This window comes from Streptosporangium longisporum (assembly GCF_039534895.1).
GTDB classification, from domain to species: Bacteria; Actinomycetota; Actinomycetes; order Streptosporangiales; family Streptosporangiaceae; genus Streptosporangium; species Streptosporangium longisporum.
Map to the genome: position 1 here is coordinate 103,041 of NZ_BAAAWD010000013.1, position 22,915 is coordinate 125,955.

Sequence of the window (22,915 nt, forward strand, 5' to 3'; positions counted from 1 at the left end):
CGCCGGGCGCCGCTACCTGTCTCCCCTCCCGCCGGTCGCCTGGAGCGTCCTGTCCGGGGCGGGCGTGCCGGTGGCCAGCGGCCGGGTGGCCGGGTCAGGCGCGGAGGCATGCGCCTGGAAGCGGCGCAGCCGGAGGCTGTTGCTCAGCACGAACACGCTGGAGACCGCCATCGCGGCTCCGGCGATCATCGGGTTCAGCATGCCCATCACGGCCAGTGGAACGGCGGCGACGTTGTAGGCGAACGCCCAGAACAGGTTGCCCTTGATGGTCGTCAGGGTGCGCCTGGACAGCCGTACCGCGTCCGCCGCCGCGCGCAGGTCCCCGCGCACGAGGGTGATGTCGCCGGCCTCGATGGCCGCGTCCGTGCCGGTGCCCATGGCGATGCCCAGGTCGGCCTGGGCCAGGGCGGCGGCGTCGTTGACCCCGTCGCCGACCATCGCCACGACCCGCCCGTCGCGTTGCAGCCGCTGGATCACGGCGACCTTGTCGGCGGGCATCACGTCGGCCTCGACGTCGGTGATCGCGACCTGCGCGGCGACCGCCCGCGCGGCCCGCGCGTTGTCGCCGGTCAGCAGGATCGGCGCGAGCCCGAGCGCGCGCAGCTGCGCCACGGCCTCGGCGCTGGTCTCCTTGACGGTGTCGGTGACGGCCAGCATGCCGCGCACCTGTCCCCGCCATCCGGCGAAGACCACCGTCATGCCGGACTCCTCGGCCTTGCGGCGGCTTTCGTCCAGATCGGCGGGCATCGACAGTTCCGCGCCCAGCCAGCCGGCCCGGCCGACGAGCACGGTCGTCCCGTCGACCTCGCCGCGCACGCCCAGGCCGGTGCTGTTCTCGAACGCGGTGACGGGGGGCAGCGGGCCGACGCGGTCGCGCGCGGCGGCCGCGACGGCCTTGGCGATCGGATGTTCCGAGGCGTCCTCCAGCGCGCCGGCGAGCCTGAGCACCTCGTCGGCGTCCTGGCCGGGGGCCGCGACCACGTCGGCCAGCCGCATGGAGCCGGTGGTGACCGTTCCGGTCTTGTCCAGGACGACGGTGTCGATCCGGCGCGTGGATTCGAGGATCTCCGGGCCGCGGATGAGGATGCCGAGCTGGGCGCCGCGTCCGGTGCCGACGAGCAGCGCGGTGGGTGTCGCCAGGCCGAGCGCGCACGGGCAGGCGACGACGAGGACGGAGACGGCGGCGGTCAGCGCTCCGGCGGCGTCCAGGCCGTTGCCGAGCCAGAAGCCGAACGCCGCGACGGCGATCGTCACGACCACGGGTACGAACACCGCGGCGACGCGGTCGGCCAGGCGCTGCACGGGCGCCTTGCCGGCCTGCGCCTGCGTCACCAGCCGGGTGATCTGGGCGAGCCGGGTGTCGGCGCCGATCCGGGTGGCCCGGACGATCAGCCGCCCGCTGGCGTTGACGGTGGCGCCCGCGACGGCGTCGTGCGGCCCCACCTCGACCGGTACGCTCTCGCCGGTCAGCATGGAGGCGTCCACCGCGGAGGTGCCCTCGACGACGACGCCGTCGGTGGCGATCTTCTCCCCCGGCCGGACGACGAACAGGTCGCCGACGGCCAGGCGGTCGACGGGCACGCGGATCTCGCGGCCCTCGCTGAGTACCGCCACGTCCTTCGCGCCGAGTTCCAGCAGTGCCCGCAGGGCCGATCCGGCGCGGCGTTTGGAGCGGTGCTCGGCGTAGCGGCCGGCGAGGATGAACACGGTGAGGCCGGCCGCGACCTCCAGGTAGATGTGGTGCAGGCCCTCTCCGGCGACGGGTCGCATCACGAAGGGCATCCGCATTCCCGGCAGCCCCGCGTACCCGAAGAACAGGGCGTACAGCGACCAGCCGAACGCCGCGCTGACCCCCAGCGAGATGAGGGTGTCCATGGTGGCCGCGCCGTGACGCAGGTTCTTGAAGGCCGCCACGTGGAAGGGCCAGGCCCCCCAGGTCGCCACCGGGGCGGCGAGCGTCAGCGACAGCCACTGCCAGGAGGTGAACTGCAGCGGGGTGATCATCGCCATGGCGACGACCGGGACGCTGAGGGCCGCCGAGATCGTCAGCCGCCGGCGCAGGGCGGCCAGGGTCTCGTCGTCCGCGTGCTCGGCGGAGTCCTCCTCGGTGGCGACGGGTTCGGGGGCCGGCACGGTGGCGCTGTAGCCGAGGGCCTCCACCACGGCTATCAGATCGTCCACCGAGACGTCGGCGTCGTGTTCGACGCGGGCCTGCTCGACGGCGAAGTTGACCTCGGCGCGCACGCCGTCCATGCGGTTGAGCTTGCGTTCGATGCGGGCCGAACACGAGCCGCAGGTCATGCCGCCGATCAGCAGCGTGACCTCCGACCGGGTCGCGAGTCCCGGCGCCGATACGGACACCGCTCTCATCTCCTTTCCACGGGCCTACAGCTCCACCGGCGGCACGTAGGTTCCCAGGGCGTAGGCGAGCGCGAAGACCGCCGCCAGCAGCAGCAGGAATCCCGCGACCTTGACGCCGCTTCTCATGACAGGACCCCGGCGAAGCGGTATCCGGTCGTCTCCACCGCGGCCTGGACGGCTTCGGCGGAGACCGGGGCCGGTGCGCTGATCCGCACCTGGCCGGCCTTGGGATCGACCTCGATGTCCTCGAGGCCGGGGATCGCGGTGTCGAGGGCGGTTCGCACTCGCTTGGCGCATCCGCCGCACGTCATGCCCTGCACCGCGTAGGTGGTGACGACGCTCATGGGTGTTGCCTTTCAGCCGGTGTCCGGAGGTCCGGGCGGGGAGTCGAACGCGGAATGGTCGGGGTGGCGGGATGTCATCGCCCGGGCGAGGTGATCGTGCCGCCGAGGGTGGCCAGGACGTCGTGGATGCGCTTCAGCGCCTCGCGCAGCGTGTCGGGGTCGGCGACGTAGGAGATCCGCACATGGTGCGGGGCGCCGAAGTCGGCGCCGGGGACGACGGCGACGCGGGCGGTGCGCAGGAGGTGTTCGGCGAAGGCCGCGGCGCTGTCGATCATCTGACCGTTCGCGCCGGGCCCGTAGGCGCCCGAGACCTCGACGAAGGCGAAGAACGCCCCTCGGGGTTCGACGGCGAGCCGTAGTCCGGGCAGGGCGGCCAGGCCGTCCCGCAGGACGCGCCGGCGTTCGTCAAGTGCGACGGTGCGCCGCCGCAGTTCGCCGGCCGGTTCCTCGCGCAGTACCGCCAGCGCGGCGTGCTGGGAGATCGAGGAGGCGGCCGAGGTGGTGTGCCCCTGCAGGGCGGTCATCGCGGCGATCACGGGGGGCGGGGCGGCGGCGAACCCGACGCGCCATCCCGTCATCGCGAAGGTCTTCGACCATCCGCCGACCGTGACGGTCCGTTCCCGGACCTCGGGGCTCAGGGAGGCGACGGCGGTGAAGGCGGTGCCGTCGTAGACGAGGTCACCGTAGATCTCGTCGCTGACGATGGTCAGGCCGGCCTCCAGCGCCACCTCGGCCAGTGCCGCCAGCTCGGCCCGGTCGTAGACGACGCCGGTGGGGTTGGAGGGGCTGTTGATCAGCAGTGCCCGGGTGCGCGGTGTGATCCGTTCGGCGACGGCTCGCGGTGTCAGCTTGAAACCGGTGCCGGCTCCGGTGGGGACGACGACCGGCCTCCCTCCGGCGAGGGTGACCATGTGCGGGAAGCTCACCCAGTACGGGGCCTGGATGATCACTTCGTCGCCCGGGTCCAGCAGGGTCGCGAAGGCGTTCGCGAGGGCCTGCTTGGCGCCGTTGGTGATGATGATCTCCTCGGCGGCGCAGGGGGCGTTCCACGTGCGGGCCAGGCGCGCGGCGACGGCCTGGCGCAGCGGCATGATGCCGGCCACCGCCGTGTAGCGGGTGAATCCCCGGGTGATCGCCTCGATGCCGCCTTCGCGCGCCTGGCGCGGTGTGGGGAAGTCGACCTCGCCGCCGGTGAGGTTGATGACATCGACGCCGTCCTCGGCGAGCTGTTTGGCGCGGGCGTCGAGCGCCGCCGTGCTCGACGGCGGCAGCTGTGCCGCGCGGCGACTCAGCATGGGCTTCCTCCTACCTGGCCTTGACGTCGAACCGGACCGCGGCCGGTGGCCCCGAGGGTCGGCTGATCTGGACGGTGACCGCCCAGTGGCCGGACATGCCCAGCACGAGCGTGGACTCATAGGCGTCGCCCTTGCGGGTGGCCGTCTGCGGGGCGCCGCGCATGTCCATGCTGGGCATGTCGTAGTCGACCTTCACCGTGGCGTCGGGGACGACCGCTCCGGCGGAGTCCTTGACGGTGAACCGCGCGGTGGTGGCCGTTCCGCCCTTGGCCGGGCAGGGGACGGTGGTGAACTGCACGGTGAGCCCGGCGTTCTGCTGCTGGGTCTGGCAGTCGGCCGACGACGTGGTGCCGGTGGTGCCGGTGGTGCCGGCGGCCCTGCTCTGTGCGCAGCCCGCCGTGGTGACGATCGCGATGGCCCCGGCCGCCACGGCCGCCACGGCCCGACGTGAGCGCCTGCTCATCTCCTGCCTCCTGTCGTGGATCTCCTGATCGGCCGGGCGGTACGCCGTTCGCGGGGTGTTATCCGCAACACGAACTCTTCGCCGCCGGAGCCTTCCCGCTCTCGGTGACGGCGGCGGGTTCGGTGGCGGGTTCGGTGGTCGCGGCGGGCTTGGGGCCGCAGCACGAGGTCTTCGCGGCCGGAGCCTTCCCGGTCGCCGCGGCGGCCGCGGTGGTCTCCGTGGCGGCGGGCTTGGGACCGCAGCAGGAGCTCTTGGCTCCGGGCTCGGGCTGGGCCTTGGGCTCGGGCTTGGCGGTGGCCGTCGGCTCGTTGCGGGCGGCCGACCAGAACAGCTGGCCGAGGTTCTGCTCGGTGACGGACATGGGGTCACTTCCTTCCGGTGGGCTGGGCGGTGCTCTGTCCGGTCTGGACCTTGCACAGTTCGGCGAGGCGGCTGTCGCGGGTGAGGAGTTCCACCGGCGTGCCGGACTCGGTGATGCGTCCCTCCTCGAGGACGAACACACGGTCGAGGTCTTCGACGAGGGTCAGCCAGTGGGCCACGACGATCGCGGTGCGTCCTTCCAGCAGCCGCCGGATCGCGGCCAGGACGGTCCGTTGCCGGGCCGGGTCGACGCTGGAGACCGCCTCGTCGAGGATGATCACCTTGGGGTCGGCGAGCATGGCGCGTGTCAGGGCGACCAGTTGCCGCTCCCCGGTGGACAGCCGCGATCCCCGCTCGCCCACCCGGGTCCGGTATCCCTCGCCGAGTCCGGCGATCACCTCGTGCGCGCCCAGAGCGCGGGCGGCCTCGGCGATCTCCTCCTCGGTCGCCTCGGGGCGGCCGAAGCGGATGTTCTCCGCGACGGTCCCGTCGAACAGCTGGGCCTCCTGGGTCACCAGCAGGACCTGCTCGCGTACCGAGGACCTGCTCACCTGCGACAGGTCGTGGCCGTCGATGTGGATCGTGCCGGAGGTGGGGGTGTAGAAGCGCACCAGCAGTTGCATCAGGGTGCTCTTGCCGGCGCCGCTGGCGCCGACGACGCCGACGTGCTCGCCGGGGTGGGCCTCCAGCGACACGTCGTGCAGGACCCGGGGTCCGTCGTCGTAGCCGAATCCCACGTGGTCGATGCGCAGGTGGCCGCGGATCTCGCCCAGCGGGCGACCGCTGTCGTCCTCGGCGGGCAGGTCCAGCACCTCCAGGACGCGCTGGGCCGAGACCGCCATGTCGGAGGCCTGGCCCAGCTGGTTGGCCACGTCGCGGACCGGGTTGAGCATCCGCTTGGAGAACAGCGCGAACGCGGCCAGGGTGCCCGCGGCCAGGGCGGCGCCCTGGGCCATGCCCATGGAGGCCATCATCGTGTCGGTGCCCAGCAGCATCCAGGTCATCGGCATCATGCCGGCGGCCAGGTCGAAGAAGAAGCCCGATCCGAGCGGGTGGCCGTTGATGATCTGCAGGCCGCCGAAGAAGATCAGCAGTGCCAGGGCGATGTGGACGGTGAAGCCGAGGTAGGAGGTCAGCCACAGCCGTTTGGTGGAGAGCCTGTTGTGGATGACGGTGTAGCGGGCCGACCGCTGTTCCAGGTCGGCCATCACGCTGTCCTCGCGGCCGAAGGCGCGGATGTCGGCCAGGCCGTCGATGCGCTGGTCGAGGTAGCCGACCATGCCGTCCCACGCCTCGCGCTGGTGGCCGGTGTCGGCCTTGAGGTGGCGGGTCCAGCGCAACGCGATGATCATCATGATGGGGATGACCACGAGGGTCGGCAGGGCCACGCCGGGGCTGAGGGCGAGCAGGAACACCGCGAAGGCGATGAACCACACCGCGCTCTGCACCAGCTCCATGCCGGTCTTGGTGATGTAGCCGCGAAAACGCTCGGCCTCGAACAACACCCGGGTGACCCATGTCCCGCTGGCCTGGGAGACGTGACGGGAGAGTTGCACGCCGTGCAGGCGGGCCACCAGGTCGTTGCGCAGGGTGACGGTGATGCGCTCGTTGACCCGGATCATCGCGGTGTTGTAGGTGATGCGGATGATGTTGTCCAGGACCGCGAGGATGACCAGGTTGATCGCCGTGCCGGCGACGGCCTGCATGTCGCCGGTGACGATGTGGCCCACGCCGAGCATCACGGCGTACATCTGGGCGATCGTCATGACGGAGCTGAGGATGGTCACCAGCGTCGCCAGGGCGATCCATCCGATGTGGGGTCTGAGGTAGGGAAGGAAGCGCCGTACCGCCCGGCGGAGCGTCCGGTTGACCTCGCCCGGGTCGAGGGCGGCCGGTGGGGAGGCGATGTCAGCCATTGCCCTGGGCTCCTTCCTGTACGCCGGCGGGCGTCAGCGGCCGGTCCGCCGCGTCGCCGCCGGTGGTGGGGCCCGTCGTGTCGCCGGTGGAGACGGTCGTGCCGGTCGTGCCGGTCGGGCCGTCGCCGGTCGCGGTGTCGGTCGCGTCGCCGACGAGGGACTCGGGTGCGACCAGGGCGCCGTTCTCGATTGCGACGACGCGGTCGACGTAGCGGGTGACGGCCGGTTGCTGGGTGGCGATGACGAGCGTGCGCCCGCGCCGGACCCGCACGATGGTGTCGAGCAGCTCGGCCTCGGTCTCAGCGTCGAGGTTGGCGGTGGGGTTGTCCAGCAGCAGCACGGCGGGGTCCACCAGCAGGGCACGGGCCAGGCCCACCCGCTGGCGCTCTCCGGCCGACAGGTCCACGGCGTCGGCGGCCAGGACGCGGTCCAGCGGGAGGTCGTTCAGGCCCGCGGCGTGCGCGGCGTCGGCGATCTGCCGCGTCGTCGCGCCGGGCCGGGCGAAGCCGATGTTGTCGGCGAGCGTCCCCTCGAAGATCCACTGCCGTTGCGGCAGGCAGACGACCTGTCGCCGTACCGACTCCAGGTCGTAGTCGCGCACGTCGACGCCGTCGTAGGCCACGACGCCGGCCTGGGTGTCGCGCAGCCGGGCCAGCACGTGCAGCAGGGTCGTCTTGCCGCCGCCGGTCGGGCCGATCAGCGCGACCGCCTCGCCGGCGCGCACGGTCAGGTCGACGTCGTCCAGGACGCGTCGTCCGCCGATCTCGACGACGACGCCGGTGGCCGACAGTGCGCCGTCGGGTGCCGGCATGGACCGGGTCCGCGGTTCGACGGTCAGCACGGGCCTGGCGTCGACGATGCGCAGCAGCCGCTGTGCGACGACCACCGAGCGGAAGATCCCGTTGGCGTGCATGGTCACCATGTGCATGCTCATCTGGACCATCATGATCAGCGCGGTGAGCGCGACGAGGCTGCCCACGGTGATCTGACCGGCGACGACCGCGGTGCCGCCCAGCCACAGGGCGATCGGGGTGGGCAGCGCGCCGACGACGTTGAGGACGGCCTCCCAGCGGCTGTAGGTGGTCTTCATGCTGCCCCTGCGGGCCGAGAGCTCCTCGTTGATCTTCTGCAGGCGGCCGGAGGCGGCGTCCTCGCGGCCGAAGGACTTCACCACGCCGATGTTGGACAGCGACTCCCCCACGCCGGAGAGCAGGTTGGTGAACTGTCCCTTGACCTCGCCGAACACGCGCGACAGGCGTCCCTGGACGGTCAGGTTGCCGATGATCACGATCACCAGCGGGAGGGAGGCGACCAGCGTGGTGCGCACGTCGATCAGCAGTGCGACCAGGTACATCACCGAGGTGACGAGGATCTGGTTGAGCAGTTCCAGGATCCCGCCGTTGGTCAGGCCGCGCACGAAGACCGCGTCGGAGACCAGGCGGGTCAGCGCCCGTCCTCCGGAGGCCTCGGCCGTGTCGGCGGGCCCCAGGCGCAGGAGCGTGCGGAAGAGGTCGTGGCGCAGGTCGTTGACGGCCCGGCTGGCGACGTTGAAGCGCAGCTGCTTGCCCAGGTGCAGCAGGGCCGCGGAGATCGCGCCGATGGCGAGGATCCCCAGGGCGATCCCGAGCAGCAGGCCGGGGTCGCCGCCCAGCACCCCGGCGTCGATCGCGACGCGGATGATCAGGGGGATGACGATGGTGCTCAGCAGCCCGGCCAGCATGGTGACCGTGGCCACGATCATCGCGCCGCGGTAGCGCAGCGGGTAGCCGTAGATGAAACGTAGCGCGTGAAGTGACTCTTTCACGTTCCTCTTCCTTCTGGCCGGGCCGGCCGGACCTGCGGTGTGCGACGCGGTCCACGCCTTCGCGGGCGCGGACCGCGCCTGTTCACACGTGGTGGCCGTGGCCTAGTCGCAGCACGCACAGGCGCAGCTGCATTCGGCGCCGTCTTCCGCGGCGTCCTCGATGCCGCTGGTCTCGCAGCAGCCCGAGCCGATCATGTCTTCTGCCATGGCGTCCTCCTCTTGATTTGATAATTCCAAGATTATCGAATCAGAAGGTTCGTGTCCCGTCAAGGGATCGTCGTGACCGCTGCCGGGCGGTGGGCCTCAGCAGCAGGAGGTGTGCGGCTTGTCGACCTGCGCCTCGGCGTTCTCCAGCGGCTCGACCCGCAGGTCGAGGTGCCTCATGATTCGTTCGTGGTCGCGGACGACCTCCTCGCGGCCGGTGCCGGCCACCACGATGCGGCCGAAGGTGCCCCCGCGCGGATGGTTGATCGCCAGGACCGCCTCTCCGGGGGCGACGTCGATCTCGATCACCGGCGGCACCGGCGACTCCAGCCCTTCGATCCCGCGCAGGGCCTCGGGCCGGTACCACAGCGTCCCCTCCTGGTCGAAGACGATGCTGTGGTACATCCCGATGGCGGCCTTGGGCGGGTCGGGCCGGACGTGCCGGCCCAGGGCGGCCTCCACCGCCGCGAGCGTCATCTCGTAACCGGTGGTGGCCGCGATCAGCGCGACGCCCTGGCCTCCGGAGACGCGCGGGTTGACCTCGACGACCTTGGGTCCGTCGTCGGTGAGGATGAACTGCACCAGCGCCACCCAGTCGTCGAGCCCGAGGGCGGCCAGGACCCGTCCGGTGAGCTCGCCGAGCCGGGCCCGCTCCCCCTCGTCCAGGGCGCTGGGGAACCAGCCTCCCAGTTTGACGAACTTCGGCGGCGGGCCGACCTCCCCGGTGAACACGTACAGGATCTGCGTGCGCCCGCCCGCGCGGGCGGCGAACACGCCGATCTCGGGGCCGACGAGGTACTCCTCGACGAGCGCGCTGTCGCGGCCGCCGTCCAGGATGTCGCTCACGGCCGCGGAGACCTCCTCAAGGCTCGCGCAGTGCATGAGCCCGGCGGCGCTGGAGGCGTCACGGGGTTTGACGATGACGGGCAGACCGATCTCCTTGGCGGCGACCACCCCCTCCTGGCCGTCGTGGACGACGCGGTGGCGGGTCACGGCGATGTCGGCCTCGGACAGGCAGCGGTGAGTGGCCGCCTTGTCGTTGCAGTTCCGGGCGGCCTGTGCGGTGATGCCGGTGGTCAGCCCCAGCCGCTCACGCAGCAGGCCGGCCAGCGGGACCAGGCGGTCGACCTGGCTGACCACCGCGGTGAAGGGCCGCAGGGCGTGCACCCGCCGTACGGCCTCGACCACCTCCTCCCAGTCGTCGAAGTCGACCTCGATCGGGATGTCGGCGGCCGCGAGGAGGTCGAAGGGGATGGCCTCGTCGGCGAAGCCCACCTCGTAGGTGGTGCGTTCCTTGAGCATCATGACGGTACGCCGGCCGCCCAGGACGAGTACGCGCGTCCTGTCGCCGGGCGTGTGCGGTCCTGCGTTGTCTGGCACGTGGGGGTCACCGTTCCGGTAGGGGTCTGTTCACGGGGTGTGGGTCGTGGCCCGCTCGACGCGGGGCCGCAAGGCGTCCAGGACGCGCCGGTAGGCGGGGTCCAGGCCGTCCTCGGTGTCGGCGTAGACGACGATGCGCCCGTAGGTGCCGCCGCCGGGGTCGTCCAGGGCCGAGACCGCCTCCCCGGGGTCGACGTCCATGCCGACCACCGGCGAGGGGGCCCGCAGGCGCGCGCCGGTCAGGGCCCGCGGGTCGTAGGCGACGGTTCCGGAGACGTCGAAGGTGACGCAGCGGTAGCGGGCGTGGCGGGCCACCGGCGCCCGGCGGGTGACGGGCCGGCCGAGTGCCACCTGCGCCGCGGCCCGGACCATGTCCACGCCGCGGACGGCCTCGGTGACCGCGCACAGCAGCCCGCCGGGAGGGCGGGCGCCGACGTTGACGACCACCGGGCCGGCGGGGCCCAGCCGGACCTGGGTGTGGGCGATGCCGTCGTCGAAGCCGAGCGCGCGCAGCGCCTCGGCGACGAAGCGGCCCAGGTCGTGCTCGCCGCGCTCGCCCAGCCCGCTGGGGAAGTCGTAGCCGACCTCCAGCGGCCGCGGCCCGGGGGCGGTGTGCTGGGCGAGGATGCTGATCACCTCGGTGACGCCGCCGGAGGTGACGCTCTGGATCGCGTACTCGGGCCCGTCGACGTACTCCTCGACGAGGAGGTTGGGGGCCTGCTCCTCGCGCAGGGTCGCGACCGCCTCGGCGACCTCGCCGGGGTCGCGGCACAGCAGGGTGCCCCGGCCCGCCGCCGCGGTGATCTTCTTGACCAGTACCGGGTGGCCGATCCACCGGGCGGCGGCCTGGGCCTCGCCCTCGTCGGCGACGACGGCGTAGGCCGGCCCCTGCAGGCCCGCGGCCTGCAGGGCCAGGCGCATGCGGAGCTTGTCGTGGCAGTTCAGCGCCGCGGCCAGGGCCAGCCCGGTCACGTCCAGGCGCGCGGCCAGGAAGCTGGCCAGGGGAAGGTGGGCGTCGTAGACGCTCAGCACGGCCCGGACGGGGTGGGTCGCGTGCAACCGCCGCAGCGCGGCCTCGGCCGCCGTCCAGTCGTCGAGGTCGAGGTCCATCGGCACGTCGGCGGCGCAGGCCAGGTCGAGGGGGGTGGGGTCGCCGAGCAGCACCGTGCGCGCGCCCAGCTGCGCCAGCACCTGCACGACGCGGCGGCCCGACACGCACACGACGCTCGGCCGATCGTCACCGGCCCGCCCGGACGCCGGCGTCGGGACCGTCTCCGAAACCGCTTCCGGGATCGGCCGTGGGATCGCTTCCGGCATCAGCAGCACCTCCTGCTCGCCACGCCGAGACCGTGCGCCGAGGTCTGGCTGCGGGCCTGCACCTGCCGGCACCAGGCGTGCAGGAGCGCGTCACGGCCGCGATCGGCCGCCTTCAGGGCCAGGAAGAGCGGGGTGCCCGTCGCGCCGTAGCGGCGTTTGACCACCCCGTTGCCCCGGCCGAGGTCGAGCACGCGGGTGTCGGTGGTGATCGCCGCCTCGACGCTGTGGGCGATCATCGCGTGGTAGGGCTCGAAGACGGAGTAGCGGCCGGTCTGCAGGCCCGCGATCCACAGTGCCCACTCCCCGCCGAACTGCCAGCCGCCGAACATGGCCACCACCTCGCCGCGTTCGTCGGCGGCGGTGATCGTCCTCTCGTAGGGCCGCAGGTGGCGGGCCAGGGATCGCAGGTAGGGCTCGGGGAGCACGTCGACGGGGGTGTCGTGCTCGCGCAGGACGGCGTGCGCGAGCCGGACCATCGTGGTGGCGTCCGGCCGGGACTCACCGATGACCAGGCCTTCCGCGCCCTGGCGCTGTTCGCGCCGCAGCCGGCGCCGGCGGCGTCCGGGCAGGCCGTCCCAGTACCGTTCGGGGGTGGTGGCGACGGTGTCGAGCCGGTAGGCGGTGGTCAGGTGCGCGGCGGCGTACCCCTGTCCCAGCAGCCGGCCGGCCAGGTCGCCGGCCGGGGCGTTGGCGATGCCCCACGCCCACGCCCCCAGCGCGCCGGCCGCGCGTTCCAGGCCGGTGACCAGGGCGTGCGCGGCGGACCGGTGGCCGGGCAGTGCCAGCGGGCCGCCGCGCAGTGCGGCCAGGCTGTGCGCGAGCAACACGGGGCCGTCGCGGCGCAGGTCGATCGGCGCGCCGAGGGTGAGGGCGTACTCCAGGCGCGGGCAGTGGTGGACCAGGTAGGCCGGGCACACCCCCACCAGGTCCTCGCCGTCGTAGGCGAGCAGGTGAGCCGGTTCGAAGACGCCCGGGGGCGACTCCTCGAAGGCGGCCAGCCACTCCCAGGCGTAGAAGATCGCGCCTGCGCAGCGGTTCACCACGTCGTTCCAGGCGTCCCGGTCGACGGCGGCCACGCCCCGGGCGAGTTCCACCCGGTAGCGGCCGGCCGGCTCGCCGGGAACGCGGGGGTTCGTCAGGGTCGTCGTGGACCCCTCCACGCTCATCCCGGCGACACGACTCTCAGCAACACGACTTGAATTCACGGCTGTCCGACTCCTCCTGCCAGGCCAGGCCCTCAAGGCGGCTCACGCGCAGTCCGAGCGCCTTCCTGATTCGGCCGACGCCGTCGGCGACCTCGCCGGCCGAGTGCCCGAAGGCCACGATCCGGCCGTAGACCCCGCCTTCGGGATGGTCGGCCGGCAGTACCGGCTCTCCCGGGGCGACCTCGATCTCGACGATGGGCGGCAGCGCGTGGTCGGAGACGTCGATTCCGGTGTGGTACGTCACGAAGCCGGGCTCGTCGAAGACGACGCTGCTGTACAGGGCGTGCGTGGCGCTCGGCCGGTCGGCGGTGACCTCCAGGCCCAGGGCGATCTGGGAGACCGCCCTGGTCATGTCGACGCCGCAGACGGCGGCCGTCATCTCCACCAGCCGGCCGCCCGGACGGCGGGCGTTGACCTCCACGACGCGAAATCCGTCCGCTCCGTGGCGGACCTGGGTGTGGCTGATCCAGTCGGTCACCCCCAGGGCGGCCAGCGACGAGGTGACGAGGTCGCCCAGTGCCGCCTCGTCGTCCCGATCGAGCCCGCTGGGGTGTTCGTAGCCGATCTCGACGAACACCGGCGGTTCGGTCATGTGCTGGCGAAAGACGCTCAGCAGCCGGGTGCGGCCGTCCCTGGTGAGGGTCTGCACGGCGTACTCGGGGCCCTCGACGTACTCCTCGACCAGGACTCCGGCCCGGGTTCCCGGTCCGGGGTCGGCCAGGACGGCCGAGGCGGCCCGGTGGACCTCCTGTGCGCTCAGGCAGCGCCGGACACCGAAGGCGCCGGCTCCGTCGCGGGGTTTGACGACCACCGGCAGGCCGATGTCGCGGGCGATCCGTACCGCCTCGTCGGCGTCACCGGCCAGGCCGAAGGCGGGGACGGCGATGCCGGCCTCGCGCAGCCGGGTGCGGCTGCGCCATTTGTCGTGGCAGTTCCACGCCGCCTGCAGGCTCAGTCCCGGCCGGTCGGCGAGCAGCCGTCCTGCCAGGTGGGCCATCAGCGGGATCCGTGGCTCCACGTGCGTCAGGACGGCCGCGGGGGCGGATCCGCCGAGGTGGTCGCGGACCACGTCGAGCACCAGGTCCCAGTCGTCGACGTCCACGTCGACCGGCATGTCGGCCCACGGCATGCAGTGCAGCGGCACGCGCCGGTCCAGGTGCAGGATGCGGTAGCCGAGCCGGTGCAGGAGGGTGAACTCCCGCTGGGCCCGGCCGCCGATGAGGACGACGGTGCCTGCCGGGAGGGTGCCGTCGGGAATCGTGCCGTCGCCTGTCATCGGCGCTCCGTTCTGTGACGGTGCGACGCGGCCGAACTCGGCCCGCCGGTCAGCAGCAGGTGTTGGCCTTCTTGACGGGGGCGGCCGCGGCCTGGGCGGGGCGCTGCAGGGCGTCCAGCCTGAGCACCTCGACGATGCCGGCGACCTGGCCGATCTCCTCGTTCCCCAGGCCGATCTGCTTGGCGGCGGCCAGGAAGGAGCGCACCGTCTCCTCCCGGCCCAGCAGCAGGGCGGAGGCCAGTGCCACCGCGGCCCGCGCCTTGGGGTCGAGGGCTCCGCCGTTGAAGACGGCGTTGAAGAAGCTCTGGTAGCTGTCGGAGAAGCCGGCGTGGCTGTCTCTGACGTCGGGGGCCAGCTGGATGAGCTGGCTGGTGATGCTGGGCGCCGCGGTCGCCATCGGTACTCCTTGGTGTCGGTGTCAGGTGGTGTCGGCGTCGTGTCCCGGCCCTGGGGGTGTCGCCCTGGGGCGTGTCAGGGCCCTCGTGAGCGGTCCGGTGGCCCGATCGCCTGCCGGGGTGGTTCCGGGCCGGGCGAATGCGACGGGCCCGCGCCGGCAGGGACGCTACCCCCCGCAGCAGCCGCTGGCGGTGTCGTCCAGGTCCAGCTCGGTGAGGTCCGGCTCGACCGGGCCCGAGACGGGGTCGCCGCAGCATCCCGATGTCACCGCGGCCGTCTGCTGGGCGGGGTCGGTGACGGGTCCGCCGGTGGCGGGGGTGTCCTCGTCCGATCGCGTCGTCATGACCGGTCCTCTCGATCGACTTGCTTTGAAGAATTCTTAATTAGGAGATCATCGAATCATAGGTGCTGTCAATGCGTCGGCAGCGGGCGGTCCTCGTCCGCGGGGCCGCCGGGTCGCCCCGGCGGCCCCGGTCGTCAGGCCAGCAGCAGGTAGGCGCCGGCGGCGACGGCCGCGCCGACCGGCGGAGTACACAGCCAGGCGATCAGCAGGTCGCGGACGGTCTTCTTGTTGAGCCGGGACGGGTCGTCGGCGGCGATACCGGAGATGGCTCCGGCCGAGACCTGGGTGGTGGACATGGGCAGGCCCAGGGTGGCGCCCAGCCCGACGAGGCTCGCGGTGGTCAGGTTCGCGGTGAACCCCTCCACGTGCGGGATCTTGATGACGGAGTACGCCAGGCGGTCGGCGATGCGCGAGCCGGCCACGAGACCGCCCAGGGCCATGGCGACGGTGACGGCCAGCAGCAGGGTGGTGGTCGTCATCCCGCCGATCATCGCGAAGGAGCCGATCGCCACGATCTTGGGGGCGTCGTTGAGGCCGCGCGCGAAGCTGGCCAGGCCGCTGGTGATCCAGTGGCCGATCCCGATCGCCTTCTGCGCCCTGGTGGGCTCCACGTCCACCGGTGCGGTGGCGGTGGCGGTCAGGGTCGCCGAGAGGCCGGCGGGCGGTGGCTCGGCGGCGGCCCTTCTCCTGGCGGACCTGGCGACGATCCTGCGGGTGACGACGCCGAGCACCGCCGAGACCGCGTAGGCCACCAGGATGCTGAGCAGCAACGGCTGCACGACCTTGGCCAGCAGCCCGTTCCACTGCACGGCGTCGGCCGCGAACAGGCTGCCGGCCCCCAGCAGCGACCCGACCAGGGCATGGGTGGTCGACACCGGCAGCTTCAGGACGGTGGCCAGCGTGACCCAGGACACGGTGCCGATCAGTACCGCGGCGGCGAACGCCGCGCTCGGGGCGGCCGAGACGATGCCCCTGGAGAACAGGGCGGTCATCTTCGAGGCGAGGCTGAGCGACACCAGGCAGCCCAGGGCCGTGGTGACGGTGCCCCACATGATGGCGGTGCGGATCTTGGTGACGCCCGCGCCGGCGAGCGTGGCGACGCCCTTGGGGACGTCGTTGGCGCCGTTCGCCGCGGCGAGGGCCACGACGAGGATCAGGACGAGGATCTCCATGGGGCAACGGCCTCCAGCGGGGGGGTGAGGGGGGAGGTGAGGTTCGTGACGTGCCGGATCGCGGCATCGACGAAGGCCTCGATGAGGGGGTGGATCGAGGCGGGCGTCGAGGACAGCTCGGGCTGGAAGAGGGTGCCGACGAAGAAGGGGTGATCGGCCAGCTCGATGGCCCGGGGCGCCCTTTCGGCGTCCCAGCCGCTGATCACCAGGGAACTGCGTTCGATCAGGCCGACGTAGTCGGGGTTGAGGCCGTACTTGCAGTGGAAGGTCTCCACCGTCTGGTCGGCGTGGGCGTAGACCGACGCCAGGCGGCTGCCGTCGCCCAGCAGGAGCGGAGCCTGCTCCCCCGCCAGCGAGCAGCACAGCGCGGTGATCAGCGGGGTGGCGGCGTCAGGGTCGTACTGCACGTCGTCGGCGTGCGGCAGGTCCAGCACGTTGCGCGCGTACTCGATCAGGGCGTGCTGGAACCCGCCGCACGTGCCCAGGTACGGGATGCCGCTCTCCCGGGCCAGCCGGATCGCCGACAGCACCCCTTCCTTGGAGGCGTACGGCGAGCCGGGGATCACCCAGATGCCCGCGTAGCCGGCCAGGACCTCGGGACCGGTGACGGCCGGGGTGGGGATCCAGTCGACCTCGACCCCCAGGTGCGGGATGAGGGCCTGCAGGCGCGGGTGGGCCGGCACCGTGGAGCTGCGGTCCCCGATCACTGCGATCCGCGGACGCTCGGTCATTGCGTGTTCTCCTCGTGAATGCCGGCGAAACAGCCGGTCCGGACGAAACCGTGCGGCCGCAGGCGACGGACCGGCTCGTTCACGGCTCTTGCCCGCCGCGCCCGGCCGTCGCGATCCAGGGCGGGAGCGCTCACAGCAGCGCCCTGCCCGTCATGACCGCGCCGGGCGGCCGGCCCAGCAGGGCCAGCACGGTGGGTGCGACGTCGGCGAGCGTGCCACCTGCGCGTACCTGTCCCACCGGCCTGCCGGGGGCCGGCACCACGACGAACGGCACCGGGTTGACGGTGTGCCCTCCGTAGGGGCGCGCGACGCCGTCGGCGCCGGGTTTCGACATCTGCTCGGCGTTGCCGTGATCTCCCACCAGCAGCACCCAGCGCCCGCTCCGGCGGGCGGTGGCGCAGACGGCCTCGACCGCCTCGTCGGTGTACCGGGCGGCGGCCACGGTGGCCTCGGCGTCGCCGGTGTGCCCGACCACGTCGATGTTGGCGAGGTTGGCCACGACCAGCGCGACGTCGGCGCGACCGGCGGCCTTCGCCACCGCCGCCACCACCCGCGGCAGGTTCATCCGCGGGGCCGCCCGGTGGTCCGGCGAGCCGTCGGCGGTGATCCTGACGTGCTCCTCGACCTCGCGGACGCGGGCGTCACGGCCGTTGAGGTAGTAGGTGACGTGCTCGAACTTCTCGCTCTCGGCGATGCGCACCGAGCGCAGCCCGTGACGCTCCAGCTCGTCGGCGAGCCCGCCGGAGGCGTCCGCGCGATCCACCAGTGGCGTGATCGCGGCCCGGGTGTCGTAGCGGGCCAGGCTCAGCACCGTGACGTCGCGTGGCGGCAGATGGCTCACCAGGTGGTCGGCGAGCTGCTGAATGCGGTCGCTGCGGAAGTTGGTGAACAGCACCGCGTCACCGTCCCCCATCGCGCCCACCGGCTCCCCTGCGGCGCCGGTGACCACGCTCGGCCGGACCCACACATCGCTGCCGCCGGGGCCTTCCAGCGCGTCACGCGGGTGCGCCACGCCGGTTCCGGCCCCGTCGGCCATCGCGAGCGCGGCCACCCGGGTGAGTTCCAGGTCCCCGCTCTTGTCCAGCGCGTAGCCGCGCCCGACCACGCTCGCCACCCGGCCGACGCCCGCCTCGGCGGCGAGCTTCTCGACCCGCTCCAGGTAGGCGGCCGCGGTGCCGTCGGCCACATCGCGGCCGTCGGTGATCGCGTGGATCCACACCGCGCGCACCCCTTCGGCGGCCGCGATCCTCAGCAGTTCGCGCAGATGGTCGACATGGGCGTGGATCTGCCCGTCGGAACACAGGCCGATCAGGTGCAGGGCCCGCCCGCCCGCCGACAGCCGCGCGCAGGTCCGCCTCAGCACCGCGTTGGCCGCCAGCGCACCGGTTTCGATCTCCTGTTGCACCAGCAGGCTGTCGTAGGGCAGCGGCCGCCCGGCGCCGATCACCATGTGCCCGATCTCGGAGTTGCCGACCGTTCCCGCCGGCAGCCCGACCGCCTCGCCGGAGGCCTGGACCAGCGTCGCCCCCGCGGTCGAGGTCAGCGCGTCCAGGGTCGGCGTCGAGGCCAGGCTGAGCGCGTTGCCCGGCCCTGGCGGCGCGTGCCCCCAGCCGTCCAGCACCAGCACGATGCCCCCGGCGCCCCCGGCGCCCCCGCCGCCCCCGGCGCCTTCGGTGTCTCCCGTGGCCGTGCTCATCGGGTGGACACCCCGTCGGGGTAGAGCGTGTCGAGGGTCTGCCAGAACGTCGGGAAGGACTTGGCGACGCAACCGGGGTCGCGGATCACCACCCCTTCGGTGCGCAGGCCCGCGACGGCGAAGCACATCGCGATCCGGTGGTCGTCATAGGTGTCGATGACCGCACCGGCCGGCGTGCCGCCGGTGATGGTCATCGCGTCCGGGTACTCCTGGACGGAGATGCCCATCTTGCGCAGCTCGGTGGTCACCGCCGCGATCCGGTCGCACTCCTTGACCCGCAGGCTGGCGATGTTGCTGATGTGTGTGTCGCCTTCGGCGAAGGCGGCCACGACCGCCAGCGTGGGCACCACGTCGGGCATGTTGTCCATGTCGACCTCGACGCCGCGCAGCCGGCCGCCCTTGAGCGTGATCGCGCCGTCGTCGAAGGAAGCGCTGCAGCCCATCCGCGTCAGCACCTCGACCAGGCCGACGTCACCCTGGTGGGAGTCCGGGCCGATGCCCGGGATCGTGACGCGCCCGCCGAGCACCGCCGCCGCGGCCAGGAGGTAGGACATGCCGGAGGCGTCCGGCTCCACGGTGACCGGGCCACCGCGGAAGCTCTGCCCGGCGGTGACGGTGAAGCGGGTGTAGCCGTCCCGTTTGACCTGCACGCCCATCTCCGCCAGCGCGGCGACGGTCATGTCGACGTAGGGCTTGGAGATCAGGTCGCCGACGACGGTGATCTCCACGTCGTTCTCGGCCGCCACCCCGTTGATCAGCAGGCTGGAGGTGAACTGGCTGCTCACCGCCCCGCTGATCTGGGTGGCGCCGCCCCGGAACGACCCTCCGGCGACCCTGATCGGCGGAGAGCCGTTCCCGCGGACGCTGACCGCCTCGACCCCGAGCGCGGGCAGCGCGGCCAGCAGGTCGCCCATGGGACGCTCCTGCATCCGCGCGTTGCCGGTGATCGTGGTCACCCCGGAGGCGTGACCGGCCATGGAGATCAGGAACCGCAGGGGGGTGCCCGCGCCTCCCATGAAGATCTCCTCCTGCGGGGCCCGCATCGGCTCCCCGGTGGGCGTGACGTGGATGCGCCCCCGCTGCTCGTCGATCTCGACGCGCACGTGGCCCAGGGCCTCGATACCGCGGGAGAAGTACACGGTGTCGTCGGAGACCAGGGCGTTGTCCAGGGTCGTCTCCTGCCCCGACAGCGACGCGATCGCCAGATAGCGGTTGGTGTAGCTCTTGGAGCCGAGCACTCGCACCTCGGCGTCGACGGCGGCCAGGGGCCGCACGGTCACTTCGGCCGCCCGGCGGCGGGGATCGGGAACGGATGAGGTCATCGCGTGTCTCCTGGAGGGGAAGTGCCGGTGCGTCCTGACACCGGTCAGCGGCATGACGAACGAGCGACCGGGCGAGAAGAACCCGCCCCGGCCACGGCTACCTGTGCAGCACCCAGCCGCGAAGAGCCGGGGAGGTGTCCAGCGCCCGGCGGCAGATGCGCACGGCGGCGGCGTCGGCCCGCTCCGGATCCGGGCTTCGATGGAAGAAGGTCAGGTCGATCCGCTCCGGTACGGCCCGGGAGTGGAGGTGTTCCAGGTCGTCGGCCGGAACGGCCGCGGCCCACAGGATGTCGGTCACCAGCGGTGAGGCGATCTGGCGTCGGGCGGCCGCGTCGGTCGCGGTCAACGTCACCGTGGCCACGTACACGATGTGCTCTTCGATGTACCGGTGACCGATCTCAACCGGTGCCGGGTTCCGAAGCGGGAGTGAACGGTTCCTCATCACCGAGGCGCCGAGATGATGCGATCGAATCTCCGCGAGCACCGGCGACGGGGGGCGTCGCATTTCCCGTGCCGGTTTCGCGGCACACCCGGCCGAATGCACCGAACGGAAAAGCGGGAAACACCAGGTTCACCACCCGCGCACGGATCATTGCCTCCCCCTGATCTGGCCGACGATCGAACCGAGGTAAGGCCGGCGACTTCGGATCCGTTCCATTTCCAGAACCTTCATCGCCGCCCGCCACCACTGTCGTGTTCACCGTGCTGTCATAAAAGTGGTCAGGCAAGGCAGCAAGATGCCCGGCAACATGGTGCCAGCGACAGGGAGATCGTTCTCGTCGCGCCACCGGAACGCTTCCGGCCGCCACCAGCTCGATGTGCGTGACGACGTCGACACGCCTCGTGGCCGATGCGGACCACCGCACTCCGGTCGGCCGGAGCGGAGGAACGGCTTGCCGGGCGCGAAGTGATCACCGTGTCAGAATTCTTGTCAAGGCATTTCGAGGTGACATGTACGAACCATGATCGCCATTTCTGAGAATCGATTCGGCCACCGCTTCTTCCGGTAAGGAGGCCTACCGGCGCCTTGGCGTCACCTTGCATGTTCATACCGTCAGCGATGCCGCCATGCCCCGATGAATTCCCTGCCAGGGCCGCTGCGGCAGGAAGTCGCCATCGGCGATGTCGGAACGTGACAACCGGTCGTACCGATTATTTGACATGGACAGTCGAAGTTTTGTGCTATTTAATAATCCCGACCGCCACCGGGGGCTTGGGGGACGACCGTGCTTCAGGAATGGGGCCTGGACAACCATGCGGATTCCATCTACCGCCTGGTGCTGACTCAGAAGCAGTGGGGCATCTCGGAGATCGCCGAGAAACTGGGGATCCCCGAGACGCACGTACGAAGCACCATCGACAGGCTGGTGGACCTTTCCCTGCTGCACCGCTCCTCGGGAGCGTTGCGGCCGGGCAGCCCCAGCGTCGCCCTGCACTCGCTGCTTCAGCGCCAGCGAACGGAACTTCTGCGCCGCCAGGAGGAGTTCATCGCGGCCGAGCACGCGGTCGACCGCCTGATCAGCGAGTACGGCGAACTGTGCGCGGTCGGGGCCCGCAGCGAGTGCGACTGCCTGGAGAGCATCGAGGCCGTCCGGGCCCGCATCGAGACCCTGGCGCGCTGGGCACGCTCGGAGTGCCTGTCGTTCATGCCCGGCGGCGCCCAGTCACCCGAAAGCCTGGAGGCCAGCAGGCCGCTGGACGACATGCTGATGGAGCGGGGAGCGAACGTCCGCACGGTCTACCTCGACAGCGCCTGCAACGACACCCCGACGCTCGCCTACGCGCGCTGGCTGACCGAACTGGGGGGAAAGGTCCGCACCACGCCGACCCTGCCGCTGCGACTGGTCATCTTCGACCGGGAGGTGGCGCTGGTCCCGCTCGACCCCCGAAACAGCGGCAAAGGTGCCGTGGAGGTCTGCGGCGAAGGAATCATCACGGCGCTCGTCGCGCTGTTCGAGCAGGTCTGGGCCTCGGCCACCCCGTTCGGGGCCGTGCGGCGCTCCGGCGGGGACGACGTCACCAAACAAGAACAGGAACTGCTCCGGCTTCTGGCCCAGGGGCTCACCGACGAGGCCGTGAGCAAGAAGCTGGGCATCGGGCTGCGCACCCACCGCCGCATGGTCGCCGACCTGATGGACCGGCTCGGCGCGCGGAGCCGATTCGAGGCCGGCGCGAAGGCCGCCGAGAAGGGCTGGTTCGCCTGATGACCCAGATTCCCACCCCGCAGCCCCCCGTCCGCTCCCCCGGCCCGCGTCCGCACCGCGAGGTTCTCGCGATCGCGGGCCTGCCCGTGACGTGATCCGTACCGCGCCGTCCATCGCGACCTGTACGGATATGTCAACACATCGTCATTGCCATCCGTATAGAGCCCTGTCAATATAGGCGTATGTCGAAACAGGCGTGCCCGCGGATGGACATCTGCTGCTCGCCTCTGGCGGCGGCACCCATAGACGTCGGCCAGGCAGCCGAGGTCGCGACCGCCTTCAAGGCCCTGTCGGATCCGGTACGGGTGCGGCTGCTGTCGCTGATCGCCTCCCACCCCGGCGGCGAGGCCCACGTCAACACCCTCATCGCGGCGTTCGACCTGACCGGCCCCACGATCTCTCACCATCTGAGGGTGCTGAGGCAGGCAGGCCTCATCGAGTGCGAACGGCGCGGGACCTGGGTCTTCTACTGGGTGGTGCCGGCCGCCCTGGAACGACTGAGCGAGGTGCTCACCGTACCGGCCAAGACGGCCCCCTGATCCGCGCCGTCCTCCGGCCCTACGCCTGGCCGCCGGCACGCGGGTGCCGTGCCCGTTCAGCGGACGGGCAGCGCCATGTCCGAGGCGGCCAGCAGCGCCGAGAGCTGGTACATGCGCTCACGCATCGGCCGGTAGTACACCCAGGTGCCGCGCCGTTCGTGATCCACCAGACCTGCCTCGCGCAGCAGTTTCAGATGGTAGGAGATCGTCGGGGCCGCCACGTCGAACAGGTCGGTCAGGTCGCACACGCACACCTCGCCGTCGGGGTGGGCGGAGATCAGCGACAGCAGCCGCAGCCGCACCGGGTCCCCCAGCGCCTTGAACATCTTGGCCATGTCGGCGGCGTGCGCGGGGTCCAGCGGCACGGCCTCCAGCGGAGCACAGCACCCCTGCGACGAGACACCCGCCGGTTCTGACGCCACCGCGACCTTAGACATACCTCTATATTGACACCTGTCTAACTTTCGGGCAAGCCGTCACCCCGCCCACCGTGCGCCCGCCCCGGATCGACGGCACGCTCCTTGGCCTCTCCACCGGCCGACGCGGTCGTAGCCGGCCTCGTCGATCCGACGCCGAGGCCAGCCCCC

The 22,915-nt window shown here is 71.8% G+C and carries 21 protein-coding genes; 2 read left to right on the top strand and 19 right to left on the bottom strand.

Annotated features, from left to right (window positions below; translation table 11 throughout):
* Window positions 1–12 precede the first annotated feature (12 nt).
* The 18 genes from ABD832_RS22680 to ABD832_RS22765 all read right to left on the bottom strand — a co-directional run bounded on the left by ABD832_RS22680 (window position 13) and on the right by ABD832_RS22765 (window position 19,952).
* Window positions 13–2,361, bottom strand: a complete 2,349-nt coding sequence (locus tag ABD832_RS22680; RefSeq protein WP_344898649.1) for a heavy metal translocating P-type ATPase — start codon at window positions 2,359–2,361, stop codon at window positions 13–15.
* Window positions 2,362–2,483: 122 nt separating this feature from the next.
* Window positions 2,484–2,705 carry a heavy-metal-associated domain-containing protein gene (locus ABD832_RS22685; protein ID WP_344898651.1) on the bottom strand — a complete coding sequence of 74 codons (222 nt, stop codon included), beginning with the start codon at window positions 2,703–2,705 and terminating at the stop codon, window positions 2,484–2,486.
* 74 nt (window positions 2,706–2,779) lie between these two features.
* Window positions 2,780–4,000, bottom strand: a complete 1,221-nt coding sequence (locus ABD832_RS22690) for a pyridoxal phosphate-dependent aminotransferase (RefSeq protein ID WP_344898653.1) — start codon at window positions 3,998–4,000, stop codon at window positions 2,780–2,782.
* 10 nt (window positions 4,001–4,010) lie between these two features.
* Window positions 4,011–4,463, bottom strand: coding sequence for a FixH family protein (locus tag ABD832_RS22695; RefSeq protein WP_344898655.1), 453 nt, complete (start codon window positions 4,461–4,463; stop codon window positions 4,011–4,013).
* Window positions 4,464–4,521: 58 nt separating this feature from the next.
* Window positions 4,522–4,824, bottom strand: a complete 303-nt coding sequence (locus ABD832_RS22700; protein WP_344898657.1) for a hypothetical protein — start codon at window positions 4,822–4,824, stop codon at window positions 4,522–4,524.
* A gap of 4 nt (window positions 4,825–4,828) precedes the next feature.
* A complete protein-coding gene (locus ABD832_RS22705) occupies window positions 4,829–6,739 on the bottom strand; it encodes an ABC transporter ATP-binding protein (RefSeq protein ID WP_344898659.1) in 1,911 nt (636 codons plus the stop codon).
* On the bottom strand, window positions 6,732–8,543 hold the full coding sequence (locus ABD832_RS22710) for an ABC transporter ATP-binding protein (protein WP_344898661.1): 1,812 nt from the start codon (window positions 8,541–8,543) through the stop codon (window positions 6,732–6,734). Before ABD832_RS22710 ends, ABD832_RS22705 begins: the two co-directional genes overlap by 8 nt.
* A 303-nt stretch (window positions 8,544–8,846) precedes the next feature.
* A complete protein-coding gene (locus tag ABD832_RS22715; protein ID WP_344898663.1) occupies window positions 8,847–10,127 on the bottom strand; it encodes an ATP-grasp domain-containing protein in 1,281 nt (426 codons plus the stop codon).
* 30 nt (window positions 10,128–10,157) lie between these two features.
* A complete protein-coding gene (locus tag ABD832_RS22720; RefSeq protein WP_344898665.1) occupies window positions 10,158–11,342 on the bottom strand; it encodes an ATP-grasp domain-containing protein in 1,185 nt (394 codons plus the stop codon).
* Between the two features lie 101 nt (window positions 11,343–11,443).
* The gene (locus tag ABD832_RS22725; protein ID WP_344898667.1) at window positions 11,444–12,610 is read right to left on the bottom strand and encodes a GNAT family N-acetyltransferase; all 1,167 of its coding nucleotides are present in this window, start codon (window positions 12,608–12,610) and stop codon (window positions 11,444–11,446) included.
* Between the two features lie 16 nt (window positions 12,611–12,626).
* The gene (locus ABD832_RS22730; protein ID WP_344898669.1) at window positions 12,627–13,925 is read right to left on the bottom strand and encodes an ATP-grasp domain-containing protein; all 1,299 of its coding nucleotides are present in this window, start codon (window positions 13,923–13,925) and stop codon (window positions 12,627–12,629) included.
* 49 nt (window positions 13,926–13,974) lie between these two features.
* Complete coding sequence (locus ABD832_RS22735) at window positions 13,975–14,322, bottom strand: carboxymuconolactone decarboxylase family protein (RefSeq protein WP_344898671.1); 348 nt, start codon at window positions 14,320–14,322, stop codon at window positions 13,975–13,977.
* A 165-nt stretch (window positions 14,323–14,487) separates the two neighbouring features.
* A complete protein-coding gene (locus ABD832_RS22740) occupies window positions 14,488–14,664 on the bottom strand; it encodes a hypothetical protein (RefSeq protein ID WP_344898673.1) in 177 nt (58 codons plus the stop codon).
* Between the two features lie 134 nt (window positions 14,665–14,798).
* A complete protein-coding gene (locus ABD832_RS22745) occupies window positions 14,799–15,836 on the bottom strand; it encodes an inorganic phosphate transporter (protein WP_344898675.1) in 1,038 nt (345 codons plus the stop codon).
* Window positions 15,818–16,567: a CTP synthase C-terminal region-related (seleno)protein gene (locus ABD832_RS22750; protein ID WP_344898677.1), complete on the bottom strand. Its 750-nt coding sequence runs from the start codon at window positions 16,565–16,567 to the stop codon at window positions 15,818–15,820. Before ABD832_RS22750 ends, ABD832_RS22745 begins: the two co-directional genes overlap by 19 nt.
* 130 nt (window positions 16,568–16,697) lie before the next feature.
* Window positions 16,698–18,263, bottom strand: coding sequence for a 2,3-bisphosphoglycerate-independent phosphoglycerate mutase (gpmI, locus tag ABD832_RS22755; protein WP_344898678.1), 1,566 nt, complete (start codon window positions 18,261–18,263; stop codon window positions 16,698–16,700).
* Window positions 18,260–19,585: a 3-phosphoshikimate 1-carboxyvinyltransferase gene (gene aroA, locus ABD832_RS22760; RefSeq protein ID WP_344898680.1), complete on the bottom strand. Its 1,326-nt coding sequence runs from the start codon at window positions 19,583–19,585 to the stop codon at window positions 18,260–18,262. The genes gpmI and aroA overlap by 4 nt, the downstream gene beginning before the upstream one ends.
* Window positions 19,586–19,682: 97 nt before the next feature.
* Window positions 19,683–19,952 (bottom strand): hypothetical protein, encoded by a 270-nt coding sequence (locus tag ABD832_RS22765; RefSeq protein WP_344898682.1) that lies wholly within the window; start codon window positions 19,950–19,952, stop codon window positions 19,683–19,685.
* Window positions 19,953–20,811: 859 nt separating this feature from the next.
* Between ABD832_RS22765 and ABD832_RS22770 the strand changes: the two genes are divergently transcribed.
* Both ABD832_RS22770 and ABD832_RS22775 read left to right on the top strand, forming a co-directional pair.
* A complete protein-coding gene (locus ABD832_RS22770; protein ID WP_344898684.1) occupies window positions 20,812–21,789 on the top strand; it encodes a LuxR C-terminal-related transcriptional regulator in 978 nt (325 codons plus the stop codon).
* A gap of 182 nt (window positions 21,790–21,971) precedes the next feature.
* Window positions 21,972–22,328, top strand: a complete 357-nt coding sequence (locus ABD832_RS22775; RefSeq protein WP_344898686.1) for an ArsR/SmtB family transcription factor — start codon at window positions 21,972–21,974, stop codon at window positions 22,326–22,328.
* A gap of 56 nt (window positions 22,329–22,384) precedes the next feature.
* On the opposite strand, the gene ABD832_RS22780 is transcribed toward ABD832_RS22775, so the two are convergent.
* Entirely contained in the window at window positions 22,385–22,765 is a 381-nt protein-coding gene (locus tag ABD832_RS22780) for an ArsR/SmtB family transcription factor (RefSeq protein ID WP_344898688.1), read from the bottom strand.
* Window positions 22,766–22,915 lie beyond the last annotated feature (150 nt).

Bases quoted from the DNA above. Each gene is read 5' to 3' on its own strand.
- ABD832_RS22735 (WP_344898671.1), bottom strand. From the start codon at position 14,322: ATGGCGACCGCGGCGCCCAGCATCACCAGCCAGCTCATCCAGCTGGCC.
- ABD832_RS22700 (WP_344898657.1), bottom strand. From the start codon at position 4,824: ATGTCCGTCACCGAGCAGAACCTCGGCCAGCTGTTCTGGTCGGCCGCC.
- ABD832_RS22705 (WP_344898659.1), bottom strand. From the start codon at position 6,739: ATGGCTGACATCGCCTCCCCACCGGCCGCCCTCGACCCGGGCGAGGTC.
- ABD832_RS22725 (WP_344898667.1), bottom strand. From the start codon at position 12,610: ATGAGCGTGGAGGGGTCCACGACGACCCTGACGAACCCCCGCGTTCCC.
- ABD832_RS22775 (WP_344898686.1), top strand. From the start codon at position 21,972: ATGTCGAAACAGGCGTGCCCGCGGATGGACATCTGCTGCTCGCCTCTG.
- ABD832_RS22780 (WP_344898688.1), bottom strand. From the start codon at position 22,765: ATGTCTAAGGTCGCGGTGGCGTCAGAACCGGCGGGTGTCTCGTCGCAG.
- ABD832_RS22745 (WP_344898675.1), bottom strand. From the start codon at position 15,836: ATGGAGATCCTCGTCCTGATCCTCGTCGTGGCCCTCGCCGCGGCGAAC.
- ABD832_RS22695 (WP_344898655.1), bottom strand. From the start codon at position 4,463: ATGAGCAGGCGCTCACGTCGGGCCGTGGCGGCCGTGGCGGCCGGGGCC.
- ABD832_RS22685 (WP_344898651.1), bottom strand. From the start codon at position 2,705: ATGAGCGTCGTCACCACCTACGCGGTGCAGGGCATGACGTGCGGCGGA.
- ABD832_RS22750 (WP_344898677.1), bottom strand. From the start codon at position 16,567: ATGACCGAGCGTCCGCGGATCGCAGTGATCGGGGACCGCAGCTCCACG.
- ABD832_RS22730 (WP_344898669.1), bottom strand. From the start codon at position 13,925: ATGACAGGCGACGGCACGATTCCCGACGGCACCCTCCCGGCAGGCACC.
- ABD832_RS22740 (WP_344898673.1), bottom strand. From the start codon at position 14,664: ATGACGACGCGATCGGACGAGGACACCCCCGCCACCGGCGGACCCGTC.
- ABD832_RS22690 (WP_344898653.1), bottom strand. From the start codon at position 4,000: ATGCTGAGTCGCCGCGCGGCACAGCTGCCGCCGTCGAGCACGGCGGCG.
- gpmI (WP_344898678.1), bottom strand. From the start codon at position 18,263: ATGAGCACGGCCACGGGAGACACCGAAGGCGCCGGGGGCGGCGGGGGC.
- aroA (WP_344898680.1), bottom strand. From the start codon at position 19,585: ATGACCTCATCCGTTCCCGATCCCCGCCGCCGGGCGGCCGAAGTGACC.